Source organism: Acinetobacter sp. GSS19 (assembly GCF_028621895.1).
GTDB lineage: Bacteria > Pseudomonadota > Gammaproteobacteria > Pseudomonadales > Moraxellaceae > Acinetobacter.
In genome coordinates this window covers 1,296,115-1,308,165 of record NZ_CP117520.1, presented here as the reverse complement: position 1 = coordinate 1,308,165, position 12,051 = coordinate 1,296,115, and the positions used below count along the sequence as shown (strand labels likewise).

The following is a 12,051-nucleotide window of genomic DNA, read 5'->3' as shown; positions in this document are numbered from 1 at the left end:
TTGAAGCTGTACAGTGCTTAAATGCACGGGCAACAAACTGTGGATTGACTAAGTAATTAGTTAATCTGTCTTGATCCTACTTGTAGGGATTAACGACTGTTTGGGGTTGTATAGTCAAGTAATTAAGTGCATGTGGTGGATGCCTTGGCAGTCAGAGGCGAAGAAAGACGTGATAGCCTGCGAAAAGCTTCGGGGAGGCGGCAAATATCCTGTGATCCGGAGATATCTGAATGGGGGAACCCACCTATCATAAGATAGGTATTGCATGATGAATACATAGTCATGCAAGGCGAACGAGGGGAAGTGAAACATCTCAGTACCCTTAGGAAAAGAAATCAATTGAGATTCCCTTAGTAGCGGCGAGCGAACGGGGACTAGCCCATTAAGTTATCTAAGTTTTAGTGGAATGCTCTGGGAAGTGCAACCATAGTGGGTGATAGTCCTGTACACGAAAGGGCTTAGATAATGATGTCGAGTAGGGCGAGGCACGTGAAACCTTGTCTGAATATGGGGGGACCATCCTCCAAGGCTAAATACTCCTGACTGACCGATAGTGAACCAGTACCGTGAGGGAAAGGCGAAAAGAACCCCTGTGAGGGGAGTGAAATAGATCCTGAAACCGCATGCATACAAGCAGTGGGAGCACCTTCGTGGTGTGACTGCGTACCTTTTGTATAATGGGTCAGCGACTTATATTCAGTAGCGAGGTTAACCGTATAGGGGAGCCGTAGAGAAATCGAGTCTTAATAGGGCGTCTAGTTGCTGGGTATAGACCCGAAACCGGGTGATCTATCCATGAGCAGGTTGAAGGTTGGGTAACACTAACTGGAGGACCGAACCCACCGTCGTTGAAAAGCCGGGGGATGACTTGTGGATAGGGGTGAAAGGCTAATCAAACTCGGTGATAGCTGGTTCTCCCCGAAAGCTATTTAGGTAGCGCCTCGGACGAATACCATAGGGGGTAGAGCACTGTTTCGGCTAGGGGGTCATCCCGACTTACCAAACCGATGCAAACTCCGAATACCTATGAGTACTATCCGGGAGACAGACTGCGGGTGCTAACGTCCGTAGTCAAGAGGAAAACAATCCAGACCGCCAGCTAAGGCCCCAAAATCATAGTTAAGTGGGAAACGATGTGGGAAGGCATAGACAGCTAGGAGGTTGGCTTAGAAGCAGCCACCCTTTAAAGAAAGCGTAATAGCTCACTAGTCGAGTCGGCCTGCGCGGAAGATGTAACGGGGCTAAAACTATGTGCCGAAGCTGCGGATGTATACTTTGTATACGTGGTAGGGGAGCGTTCTGTAAGCCGATGAAGGTGGATTGAGAAGTCTGCTGGAGGTATCAGAAGTGCGAATGCTGACGTGAGTAACGACAAAACGGGTGAAAAACCCGTTCGCCGAAAGACCAAGGGTTCCAGTCCAACGTTAATCGGGGCTGGGTGAGTCGACCCCTAAGGCGAGGCCGAAAGGCGTAGTCGATGGGAAATTGGTTAATATTCCAATACTTCTGTGTAATGCGATGAGAGGACGGAGAAGGTTAAGTCAGCCTGGCGTTGGTTGTCCAGGTGAAAGGATGTAGGCATGTATCTTAGGCAAATCCGGGGTACTCTATGCTGAGATCTGATAGCAAGCTGTACTTGTACAGTGAAGTGGCTGATACCATGCTTCCAGGAAAAGTCTCTAAGCTTCAGTTACACAGGAATCGTACCCGAAACCGACACAGGTGGTCAGGTCGAGTAGACCAAGGCGCTTGAGAGAACTCTGCTGAAGGAACTAGGCAAAATGGTACCGTAACTTCGGGAGAAGGTACGCTGCCGGCGGTGATAGGACTTGCTCCTTGAGCTGCTGGCAGCCACAGAAACCAGGCCGCTGCAACTGTTTATTAAAAACATAGCACTCTGCAAACACGAAAGTGGACGTATAGGGTGTGATGCCTGCCCGGTGCTGGAAGGTTAATTGATGGGGTTAGCGTAAGCGAAGCTCTTGATCGAAGCCCCAGTAAACGGCGGCCGTAACTATAACGGTCCTAAGGTAGCGAAATTCCTTGTCGGGTAAGTTCCGACCTGCACGAATGGCATAATGATGGCGGCGCTGTCTCCAGCAGAGGCTCAGTGAAATCGAAATCGCTGTGAAGATGCAGTGTACCCGCGGCTAGACGGAAAGACCCCGTGAACCTTTACTGCAGCTTGACATTGAACTTTGACCTTACTTGTGTAGGATAGGTGGGAGGCTTTGAAGTTGGAACGCCAGTTCCAATGGAGCCGTCCTTGAAATACCACCCTGGTAATGTTGAGGTTCTAACTCTGACCCATAATCTGGGTCGAGGACCATGTCTGGTGGGTAGTTTGACTGGGGCGGTCTCCTCCTAAAGAGTAACGGAGGAGTACGAAGGTGCGCTCAGCGTGGTCGGAAATCACGCGTAGAGTATAAAGGCAAAAGCGCGCTTAACTGCGAGACCCACAAGTCGAGCAGGTACGAAAGTAGGTCTTAGTGATCCGGTGGTTCTGTATGGAAGGGCCATCGCTCAACGGATAAAAGGTACTCTGGGGATAACAGGCTGATACCGCCCAAGAGTTCATATCGACGGCGGTGTTTGGCACCTCGATGTCGGCTCATCTCATCCTGGGGCTGAAGCAGGTCCCAAGGGTATGGCTGTTCGCCATTTAAAGAGGTACGCGAGCTGGGTTTAGAACGTCGTGAGACAGTTCGGTCCCTATCTACCGTGGGCGCTGGAAATTTGAGAGGATCTGCTCCTAGTACGAGAGGACCAGAGTGGACGAACCTCTGGTGTACCGGTTGTGACGCCAGTCGCATCGCCGGGTAGCTATGTTCGGAAGGGATAACCGCTGAAAGCATCTAAGCGGGAAGCCTACCTCAAGATAAGATTTCCCTAGGACTTTATGTCCTCTAAAGATCCGTTCAAGACTAGGACGTTGATAGGTTGGATGTGGAAGCATAGTGATATGTGAAGCTGACCAATACTAATTGATCGTGAGGCTTGACTATACAACACCCAAACAGTTGTTGTATCAAGCTAGATTCATCATAAATACTTGATTTAGTTAAAACTAAAGCTAAAATGAACACCTTAAAGTAAGATTCAATACAGCCCAATCTGTTCAAGATTTGGTAACTAAGTGGCATCAAGTAAGACCACTGAAAACCATAACAGTTGTGCTGGCGACAATAGCAAGAGTGAACCACCTGATCCCTTCCCGAACTCAGAAGTGAAACCTCTTCGCGCTGATGGTAGTGTGGGGTTACCCATGTGAGAGTAAGTCATCGCCAGCTCATTATTCCTAAAAACCCCCACCATTAAATATGGTGGGGGTTTTTTCTTTGCCTAGTAAAAAATGCAAAAGATTTTACCCACACCTTAGCCTCCTGAGCATCAATCCAACTAGATCAAACTAGAACGTGAGGGGGAATGGGTCTAAATAGGGAAGTTTATAATAACACTAAATAAATTTTTTGATTTCGGAGTATTTATAAAATTAAATTCCAATATTTATTAAACAGTATTTTTAATTTAGGCTAATATTTAATTTAAAAATTAACTGTTAATAAAATCTCTCAAAATCCATCACGAATTTGTATGGAAAGGATACATCAAACTTATATCTACATTAATTTGTAATTATTATCTGCTAAAAAACAATAAGTATTAATTGGTCAGGGTTTTATAATGGAAAATGTGATTTCTCATCCAATTTCATTTATCGGTGGAATTTTTCATGGTTGTTATACAGATGATATTTTGCTTCCTTCGAGTTATTCTATAACCTTGCTTGAACGCTATTACTTTCAATGGTTGACCAATCCAGTGACAGGAAAGTGCGAACCTTATTACGTTTGTAAGGATTGGGATGAAGTGAAGATTAGAGAATTATTTTATGAATGGTATGCTTGCTTAAACTGATGATATTTCATTTAACTTTAACTATATATTCATAGATTTGTCATATATTCTTTCTAGAATAAATTCAAATAAGAAAAATTATGAAAAAATTAATAAAACTAAAAAATTAACTTAGCGATACCCACCATTTTAATGGTGGGTTTTTATTTTCATTATTTCTGCTGAGTAGACGTGTATTTCTTATAGAGATAGTGCCCTCGTTTATCTTCTTCAGTTAAAGGTTCATATTTAAATTCTTCGATGCAAATATGTTCCGGATTAGCAAGGAGGCGTTGATAAGAAAAGTGAATTTCATGAGCTCGATGCTCGGCATCAAAATAATAACTACGTGTTAGGCCTACATTTAACCCAGTTAGGCGGGTATTAAAAATATCTTCAAGGCATTGTTTGAAATCTATTTTTTCAATACTTAACTGTTCTTCACCTTCTTCCATAAAGGCATTACTGAGAATGATCCAGGTTTCGAGTAGATGTTCAGGGTGAACAATCTCTGCTTCAAGATTAATGAAATCACCTGATCGATTTTTATAACCCAATGAAATGGCCATACTTTTGTTGCTCTTGTTGTTATTTGATCTTTTAAGCTTAATGTTTTTTGGGGGAGTGTGAATAGTGCTTTTGTAGATAAAAGAGTTATTTTTTGGAAACTTATAAAATTTATGATTCCTTAAATTTAACAAAGCTCTATCTTTATCTGTCTGTTCTTTAGACAAAAAATGTGACAAGCTGAAAATTTTTAACTGTGTGCTGTTTTTAACCATGCTTTAATGACTTGCATCGTTCAGAGTTAGTTTTAGCTGTGTTTTTAAACCCTTCGATGACGGTTACACCTACAGTAGCACGTGATTATCCTGAATGGCATCGTGGTCGTGAGTGGTATGGGCTCTGGTATATTGAAATTACTCAACCAGAGCTTTTGTTGTATTTAGCACAACTGCGTCAGGAATTTACCGATGTCTTATTTACTCCGAATACGCGCCAATTTCATATCAGCCTTTTTATTTGTGGTTTTTTGACAGATACGATGCCGGTATGGGACGATGATTTTGTAGAGGCACGATTAATTCAGCATGTACGCACCTTGAAACAGCAGTATCCATTACAGTTTCATTTAAAAACAGGTAAGCTGAATAGTTTTGAAACGGCTTTATTTCTAGAAGTTCATGATGCTAGTGGAACCTTACAACATTTACGGAATTTATTGGGACAGCATACAGTGGAGATTGCACCTGTAGATTATTGTCCTCATATTACCTTGGGTCTATATAATCAGGCTTGGTCGGCAGATCAGATTATCCAGCGTTTTGAAAAAATTGAGCAGCAGACTTTTGAGTTTTCAGTTGAACAACTGACTTTTGGTTATTATCAAGCTCAAAAATTGCAAGGGCATTTATACCCTCATACACAGTTCTTACTAGGTGAAAAATGTTGCAATTGATTTTGGGCGGAGCACGCTCCGGCAAAAGCAGACTGGCTGAACAGATTGCTCAGTCCAGTAGCTTACCTGTGATTTATTTGGCGACGGCACAAGCCCTCGATCAGGAAATGCAAGATCGCATTTACCATCATCAGCAGCGACGTCCTGCCTCCTGGACACTGGTCGAAGAGTGTTTATATTTGGCGGAACGCTTGCAAGAGCTTGATCGTGAGCATCAAGTTATTTTGATTGACTGTTTGACCTTATGGATGACTAATTTGCTCTGTGCCGAAGATGATCATTTACAGCTACAAGAGTGTGAAAAATTACTGACGGTACTACCAAATTTGCGCTCGCAAGTGATCTTAGTGAGTAATGAAACTGGTTTAGGGGTAGTGCCACTAGGTGAAATTAGTCGACGTTTTGTCGATGAAAGTGGTCGTTTGCATCAGCGATTGGCCCAACTTGCAGACTGTGTAATTTTCTGTGTTGCCGGGTTACCAATGGTCTTAAAAGGAGAAATGTTATGCAATGGTGGTTAGCTCAATGTCAGCAGCCCAATCATGAATTTCGCTTGCGTGCTGAACAACGCCAGTTGCAGTTAACTAAACCTACCGGGGCCTTGAGTGAGCTAGAAACTCTTGCGATTACTTTGGCCAGTTTACAGCAAAGTGAAAAACCGAATATTGACCAGCCTTGGATTACCATTTTTGCTGGAGATCATGGGGTGATGGAGGAAAATATCTCGGCTTATCCTCAAGCGGTCACTCGACAAATGCTGCAAAACTTTGCCACAGGTGGTGCCTGTATTAGCGTAATTGCCAAAGAATACAATGCAACCTTGCAGGTGATTGATTGTGGTTCTGTAGGAGAACCTTATGATTATCAAGGAGTAGAGCGTTATTGTATCGCACCAGGCACCGCAAATTTTATCCATGAAATAGCAATGACAGCCGAACAGTGTCAAGAGGCCATGCAGTTAGGTGCGCAGAGTGTAGAAAAGGCTTTATCCTCAAATGCTTCAATTTTTGTCGCCGGAGAAATGGGAATCGGGAATACTTGCTCGGCCTCAGCTTTGGCGTGTTTATTACTTAATGAACCAGCAGAAGATTTAACCGGAGTGGGTACGGGGATTCAGCAAGAAAGATTACAGCACAAGAAGAAGGTCATCGATCAGGCGGTACAACGGCATCGAGATTTTGTCCAAGACGATGCCTTTCATGCCCTTTGTGCCGTAGGTGGCCTCGAAATTGCAGCAATGACTGGCGCTTATATTCGCTGTGCACAGGTTGGCTTGCCGATTGTAGTGGATGGTTTTATCAGTTCTGTGGCAGCACTCTGCGCTGTTCGGTTAAATCCGGTTGTGCGTGACTGGATGCTGTTTGGTCATCAGTCGGCTGAATATGGTCATGTGCGGATTTTAACCGAATTGCAAGCAGAGCCGTTATTAAAACTGAATCTTCGCCTAGGAGAAGGTAGTGGTGCTGGAGCTGCACTCGGTTTAATCCGTTTAGCCTGTTCACTCCACAATAATATGGCCACTTTCGCAGAAGCCGCTGTGATTGGCCAGCAGGTTTAATGTGTTGCACTTTGATATCTTGCGGCATGGCGAGAGCCATTTAAGCCACATCTTGCGCGGACAAACCGATGATGCTTTGACTGCGTTAGGATGGAGCCAGATGCAATCCACGATAAATCGTGCGATACAATCCCCCGTGCAATGGCAAGTGATTGTGAGTTCGCCCTTGCAACGTTGCGCCCAGTTTGCTGAAACTTTGGCAGCTCAGTTACAGTTGCCGTTGATTTATCAGCCCGGTTTACAGGAAATGTTTTTTGGTGATTGGGAAGCCCAGGCCACGGCAGATATTTATGCTCATTCACCAGAACTACTCGCCAATTTTTGGCAATTTCCCACACGTTTTACTCCGCCTAATGCCGAATCTCTGACCGATTTTCAGCAGCGAGTGATGAATGCAATAACAGAGCTTCAGATGGTACTATCACAGCACCGTTGGTCACATGCTTTAGTCATCAGTCATGGAGGTGTCATTAAGTTGCTGAAATGTTTGGCTCTGCAGCAGGATTTAAATCAGCTATTGAGTCAAGAGGCCGCTTTGGCTGAACTACATGCATTTCAGATTTCTGCCCAAGGTGAACTGATGATGGCTCAAGGTAACTCCGTATGAGCGCTTTCTGGATTGCTCTGCAGTTTCTTACGATTTTCCCGGTGCAATTAAAATCTGTGCCCAGCCCGCTGCAAAATGCGCGTGCCTTGTTATTTTATCCAGTGATTGGCCTGCTTATTGGCGGTATTTTATATGCGGTCGTGTCGCTGTTTCATGCCTTGCCGGCGGTTCTACTGGCAACAATTTGTCTGATTCTGTGGGTCTGGCTAACCGGAGGTTTACATCTTGATGGTCTGGCCGATACAGCGGATGCTTGGGTGGGCGGTTTTGGTGATAAAGACAGAACGTTAAGCATCATGAAAGATCCAAGCTGTGGACCTATTGGGGTGCTCAGCTTGATTGTGCTTTGTTTGCTGAAGTGGAGCTGTCTTTATGTCCTGATAGACAAAAATCTACAGGTCTATCTGCTGATGTTCCCTGTATGGGGGCGTTTAGCGCCACTGTATTTATTCTTAACCACGACTTATGTGCGCAGTCATGGTTTGGGGACGCAGATGGCCCAATATTTGCCACGTCCTTTAGCATGGGGAATACTATTGATTGCTCTGCTGATATGTTTATTGGGTGGGATTAAGGCTGCCGTGGCCATGGTATTTGCATCTGCAGTGCTGTGGTATTTGCGAAGAAAATTTATCCAGAGAATTGGTGGAATTACTGGCGACACGATTGGTGCCAGTATTGAAATGGTTGAAGCGGTCAGTTTAAGTAGTCTGGTCATCTGCTCATTTTATCTGTGATGTTGTTCAGCTTAATAGACTAATGATGCCATGTACGAGTAGTGGACCAAAGAGCACCATAAAAATACCCGATAGAACCATGCTTAAGCAGGCAATTACGCCTTCATCCCGATGGCGCATAAAGGCTTTGCTGGTACCAAAACCGTGAGCGGCATTGCCTAGAGCTGCACCTTGAGCAAAACGGGAATTTAATCTTAATGCAATCAAGACCAGATCAGCACAGGCGACACCCAAAATGCCGGTCATCATGGTAAACAGAATGACCAACTCCACAGATCCCCCCAGATTTTGAGTTAACTCCATGGCAAAAGGTGTAGAAATAGAGCGAGACATTAAGCTGTAACGCGTGATCTGATCAAAATCAAACAGGTTGGCCAGGTAAAATGCACTGACCACACCTGCGGTCATTCCTAAAATGATCCCTAAACTGATGGAAAGTACATGTTGCCGGATCACGTCACGATATTCATAAATTGGAATTGCAAACGCGACAGTAGCAGGCCCGAGTAACCAGACAATCCACTGATTGTAATGCATATAAGTGCTATAAGAACTCTGCAGAGCGGATATTGCCAGTATGAGCAATATGGGCAACAAGATGGCTGGTGAGAACACCAGATAGGGATATTTGCGATAAAGTTTTTTGTTGAAGATATAGCCGAATAGTGTGGCGATTAAAAATCCGAGGGCGAGTAGATTCATTTTATTGCTCTCCTAGCAAACGGGATTCAGGGCGAGCGATTTTAGCTTTGATCCAAGCTTCCACTTTAAATCCAATAAATACACTGTAAGCCGTGACAATCAGCACACATAAGCTTCCCAGTAAGACCGCGAGAACCAACTGCCAACCTTGTTGAATAAAGAGTTGTTGATAATTGATCAGCCCAACCACACAGGGAACAAAAAACAGTACCAATTCACTCAGGATCAGATCGGAACCGGCCTTAACCCAGTGTAAAGGCAAGAGGCCTGTTAATAGCAGGGTGAGCATGGAAAAGAGTCCCAGTACGCCTGCTGAAATTGGCAGATTAAAAGTTCGCTGTAACAGAAGCCCAAATGCCCAGAACAGAAACAATAAGCTGAGCTGCCCGAAGTGTTTGAAATGTTGTTTTGACTGAGAGGAGATCCGCACAGAAATAACCTGATGATCTAAAATGTTATTTTAATTTTAGAAAAATATTTATGTTAAATTATGAATAATCATAAAATGATTATGCTGAATTGGAATGATTTTGTGGATTTAAAAAGCCTGAAAATCTTCGTAGAGATTGTCCGTTGTCAAAGCTTTAGCCTGGCAGCAGAACAGTTATGTTTAACCCAACCTACGGTGAGCAAAGCAATTCGCCAGTTAGAAGAAGCACTAGGCACTGCACTGTTCAACAAAGGTCAGGCCGGTCGTAAGCGCGAGGTAAGTCTAACCTATAGTGGTCAGCAGATTTATCAACATGCTTTAGCCATGCTGGAAAATGAAAAGAAAATTTATAGTACCTTAGACGAAATCCGTCAGGTGCAAAAAGGGAAACTGGCGTTAGGTTTGCCGCCTCTGGGGTCTGTTCTCTTGAGTGCCCTGATTGCGTTATTTCATCGGCAGTATCCGGAAATTGAGCTGAGCTTTCTTGAAGTGGGTGCGAATGGCATTGAAGAAGCATTGCTCAATCGGCAGATTGATGTCGGGATTTTGCTGGGACAATTAGATTCAAAATTTTCAGGTATTCAGATTCTCGATTCACCCTTGTGTGTGCTATCTCATCAGCAGTCGTATTTGCAGCATCGTGAGGCGGTTGGGTTAAGGGAACTCGAACAGGAATCTTTTTTGCTGTATGCCGATACCTTTACCTTGAATCAAATGATTTTACAGGCTGCACAGCAAGTAGGTTTTGAACCCAAAGTCTTATGCAAAAGTAGTCAGTGGGATTTTATTGCCAAAATGGTGGAGGCCGGTATGGGCATTGCCCTACTGCCGGAAGTTTATTGCAAGCGACTAGACGCTAAAAGCTTTAATATGACGCGTCTGATTGAACCTAATTTAAACTGGACTTTGAATATGGCTTGGTATAATCAAAGCCCGATGAGTCCAGCGACGCGAGCCTGGCTTAAGATTATCGAGCAGCATCAACAGTTGATTCATTTCTAGAAGATCCACCGCTTTAAAAATTTTTAATAAGTAATCAATCGTTATCAATGAGCTCCGGCTTCCTTTTAAGAATGCTGCCGCTGGCATGTTGCCAGAAGTCTAGTCATTTATCATCTTTAAATTCTTAGCAATCGATAGTATTTGCATAAAAATACAAACCTTTACACTCACTTATAACTTATTAGTCATTAAAAATTGTCACAATTGGTACATAATTGTGATATAAATCAAACAAAATTAACAAAAAGATAATGGTTAGATATGTGTTTGTATGAAAAGCGGAAAGCTTCTCCTTTTTCTGCGGGGTTTACGTTGATTGAAATGATGGTGGTAGTGGCCATCATCGCAATTCTGGCAGCCATCGTGTTGCCGAATTACAGTCAATATATAGCAAAAGGGCATCGTACCGATGCTCAAGCGGCAATGTTAAATTTGGCCCAGTATATGGAAAGTCAATATAACGCCAGTTTTAATTATCCAGCCAGCAATACGATTCCGAGTTCATTAGCTGCCCCAAGCAATGTCAGTTCCTATTACACGCTCAGTGTTGATACCTCGAATAATCAGAAATTTACCATTACGGCTACACCGACCAGTAAGCAGAATGACAGTTGTGGAACCCTCAGCATCACTGAGGAAGGCAAAAAAACTCCAACCACCGCAGGGTGCTGGAAATGAACAAGTCACTTACAGGATTTACACTGTTTGAGTTAATTGTCACTGTTGCCATTCTAGCTATTGTGGCAACACTCGCAGTTCCATCAATGAACAGCTGGCAGCAAAATAGCAAAATCCGATCAGCAAGTAATGAAATTACCCATTTTTTACAGTTGGTGCGTAGCGATGCGATTAAAACGGGACGAATCACGACAATTTGTGCCAGTCAAGATGGTGCGACATGTGTTACGACCAATCTAACTAACTGGAATACAGGGCTAATTGCACGAAGTACGAGTTTGAGCGCATCGACGGAAGAAGTTCGTGCTGCACTCAGCTTTGACAACAACTCTCAGTTAAATATTACTGGGCCTGCGAGCATTGTGTTCAATACCGTGGGTGCAGCGAATGATCGTTATCAGATTCAGGTCTCGATGCCTGACCGAGAAACATATTCTGTCTGTGTGCCTGTCTCAGGGCGTGTAGAAAAAGTACTCGGGAGTACTTGCCCATGAAGATCAATGTTTCACAGCGTGGCTTTACTTTACTCGAAGCTTTAATCGCCATGTTTCTGACAGCCGGGGCTCTGTTAGGTTTGGGAGTTCTTCATCTTAAATCTGTACAGCAAAGCCAGCTGGCAACCCAGCGAACAATTGCCAATATACAAGCGAATGACTTGATCGACCGGATGTGGGCAAATCTTTGTTCTCTCTCAACGCAAAAAACTACTGTGATCAGTAGTTGGCAAAATGACTGGAATTCCACCACCACAAATGGTCTGTCGACTAACCAGAAAGCTATGCATCAGATGATGAATGGCTGGCAGGGAACAGTCACTGAAATTGATACCACTCGTCAGCGTTTTCAGGTAGTGATTTCATGGACCAATGCGAAAGCAGCTTGGTATAGAGATACGACCAATACCACCGCTAATCAGCAAAGTTTTAGCTATCAGTTTACTTTGCCTAAATGTGCATCTTAAAACCTTCTGAGATTTGATCC

General features: G+C 43.8%; 13 protein-coding genes and 2 rRNA genes. 12 read left to right on the top strand and 3 right to left on the bottom strand.

Annotation, left to right across the window (positions count from 1 at the left end):
* Window positions 1–112 precede the first annotated feature (112 nt).
* The 3 genes from PGW99_RS06295 (at window position 113) to PGW99_RS06285 (ending at window position 3,918) form a co-directional block, all read left to right on the top strand.
* Window positions 113–3,005: ribosomal RNA gene (locus PGW99_RS06295) — 23S ribosomal RNA — on the top strand.
* A 170-nt stretch (window positions 3,006–3,175) separates the two neighbouring features.
* A 5S ribosomal RNA gene (gene rrf / locus PGW99_RS06290) occupies window positions 3,176–3,290 on the top strand.
* Between the two features lie 394 nt (window positions 3,291–3,684).
* The gene (locus tag PGW99_RS06285) at window positions 3,685–3,918 is read left to right on the top strand and encodes a hypothetical protein (RefSeq protein ID WP_273776738.1); all 234 of its coding nucleotides are present in this window, start codon (window positions 3,685–3,687) and stop codon (window positions 3,916–3,918) included.
* A 152-nt stretch (window positions 3,919–4,070) separates the two neighbouring features.
* Here PGW99_RS06285 and PGW99_RS06280 read toward each other — a convergent pair whose 3' ends face one another.
* Window positions 4,071–4,466: a hypothetical protein gene (locus PGW99_RS06280; RefSeq protein ID WP_273776737.1), complete on the bottom strand. Its 396-nt coding sequence runs from the start codon at window positions 4,464–4,466 to the stop codon at window positions 4,071–4,073.
* A gap of 251 nt (window positions 4,467–4,717) precedes the next feature.
* Here PGW99_RS06280 and PGW99_RS06275 point away from each other — a divergent pair, with 251 nt between their 5' ends.
* Genes PGW99_RS06275 through PGW99_RS06255 form a run of 5 tightly spaced genes read left to right on the top strand, consistent with a single transcriptional unit; the run spans window position 4,718 to window position 8,258 of the window.
* Window positions 4,718–5,356 (top strand): 2'-5' RNA ligase family protein, encoded by a 639-nt coding sequence (locus PGW99_RS06275; RefSeq protein WP_443098185.1) that lies wholly within the window; start codon window positions 4,718–4,720, stop codon window positions 5,354–5,356.
* The gene (gene cobU / locus PGW99_RS06270) at window positions 5,344–5,877 is read left to right on the top strand and encodes a bifunctional adenosylcobinamide kinase/adenosylcobinamide-phosphate guanylyltransferase (protein ID WP_273776735.1); all 534 of its coding nucleotides are present in this window, start codon (window positions 5,344–5,346) and stop codon (window positions 5,875–5,877) included. The genes PGW99_RS06275 and cobU overlap by 13 nt, the downstream gene beginning before the upstream one ends.
* Complete coding sequence (cobT, locus tag PGW99_RS06265) at window positions 5,862–6,914, top strand: nicotinate-nucleotide--dimethylbenzimidazole phosphoribosyltransferase (RefSeq protein WP_273776734.1); 1,053 nt, start codon at window positions 5,862–5,864, stop codon at window positions 6,912–6,914. Before cobU ends, cobT begins: the two co-directional genes overlap by 16 nt.
* A gap of 1 nt (window position 6,915) precedes the next feature.
* Window positions 6,916–7,521, top strand: coding sequence for a histidine phosphatase family protein (locus PGW99_RS06260; RefSeq protein WP_337960654.1), 606 nt, complete (start codon window positions 6,916–6,918; stop codon window positions 7,519–7,521).
* Window positions 7,518–8,258, top strand: coding sequence for an adenosylcobinamide-GDP ribazoletransferase (locus tag PGW99_RS06255; protein WP_273776733.1), 741 nt, complete (start codon window positions 7,518–7,520; stop codon window positions 8,256–8,258). The genes PGW99_RS06260 and PGW99_RS06255 overlap by 4 nt, the downstream gene beginning before the upstream one ends.
* 6 nt (window positions 8,259–8,264) lie before the next feature.
* Here PGW99_RS06255 and PGW99_RS06250 read toward each other — a convergent pair whose 3' ends face one another.
* Together PGW99_RS06250 and PGW99_RS06245 are read right to left on the bottom strand one after the other, a co-directional pair.
* Window positions 8,265–8,960, bottom strand: a complete 696-nt coding sequence (locus PGW99_RS06250) for an LrgB family protein (protein ID WP_273776732.1) — start codon at window positions 8,958–8,960, stop codon at window positions 8,265–8,267.
* A 1-nt stretch (window position 8,961) separates the two neighbouring features.
* The gene (locus tag PGW99_RS06245; RefSeq protein ID WP_273779449.1) at window positions 8,962–9,384 is read right to left on the bottom strand and encodes a CidA/LrgA family protein; all 423 of its coding nucleotides are present in this window, start codon (window positions 9,382–9,384) and stop codon (window positions 8,962–8,964) included.
* 108 nt (window positions 9,385–9,492) lie between these two features.
* On the opposite strand from PGW99_RS06245, the gene PGW99_RS06240 reads away from it, so the two are divergent.
* The 4 genes from PGW99_RS06240 to PGW99_RS06225 all read left to right on the top strand — a co-directional run bounded on the left by PGW99_RS06240 (window position 9,493) and on the right by PGW99_RS06225 (window position 12,031).
* Window positions 9,493–10,392, top strand: a complete 900-nt coding sequence (locus PGW99_RS06240; protein WP_273779447.1) for a LysR substrate-binding domain-containing protein — start codon at window positions 9,493–9,495, stop codon at window positions 10,390–10,392.
* 321 nt (window positions 10,393–10,713) lie between these two features.
* Entirely contained in the window at window positions 10,714–11,070 is a 357-nt protein-coding gene (locus tag PGW99_RS06235; protein ID WP_273779445.1) for a type IV pilin protein, read from the top strand.
* On the top strand, window positions 11,067–11,564 hold the full coding sequence (locus PGW99_RS06230) for a GspH/FimT family pseudopilin (protein WP_273776731.1): 498 nt from the start codon (window positions 11,067–11,069) through the stop codon (window positions 11,562–11,564). The genes PGW99_RS06235 and PGW99_RS06230 overlap by 4 nt, the downstream gene beginning before the upstream one ends.
* Complete coding sequence (locus PGW99_RS06225) at window positions 11,561–12,031, top strand: type IV pilus modification PilV family protein (RefSeq protein WP_273776730.1); 471 nt, start codon at window positions 11,561–11,563, stop codon at window positions 12,029–12,031. Before PGW99_RS06230 ends, PGW99_RS06225 begins: the two co-directional genes overlap by 4 nt.
* Window positions 12,032–12,051: the final 20 nt, after the last annotated feature.

Bases quoted from the DNA above. Each gene is read 5' to 3' on its own strand.
- PGW99_RS06230 (WP_273776731.1), top strand. From the start codon at position 11,067: ATGAACAAGTCACTTACAGGATTTACACTGTTTGAGTTAATTGTCACT.
- PGW99_RS06285 (WP_273776738.1), top strand. From the start codon at position 3,685: ATGGAAAATGTGATTTCTCATCCAATTTCATTTATCGGTGGAATTTTT.
- PGW99_RS06250 (WP_273776732.1), bottom strand. From the start codon at position 8,960: ATGAATCTACTCGCCCTCGGATTTTTAATCGCCACACTATTCGGCTAT.
- cobU (WP_273776735.1), top strand. From the start codon at position 5,344: ATGTTGCAATTGATTTTGGGCGGAGCACGCTCCGGCAAAAGCAGACTG.
- PGW99_RS06235 (WP_273779445.1), top strand. From the start codon at position 10,714: ATGATGGTGGTAGTGGCCATCATCGCAATTCTGGCAGCCATCGTGTTG.
- cobT (WP_273776734.1), top strand. From the start codon at position 5,862: ATGCAATGGTGGTTAGCTCAATGTCAGCAGCCCAATCATGAATTTCGC.
- PGW99_RS06255 (WP_273776733.1), top strand. From the start codon at position 7,518: ATGAGCGCTTTCTGGATTGCTCTGCAGTTTCTTACGATTTTCCCGGTG.
- PGW99_RS06225 (WP_273776730.1), top strand. From the start codon at position 11,561: ATGAAGATCAATGTTTCACAGCGTGGCTTTACTTTACTCGAAGCTTTA.
- PGW99_RS06280 (WP_273776737.1), bottom strand. From the start codon at position 4,466: ATGGCCATTTCATTGGGTTATAAAAATCGATCAGGTGATTTCATTAAT.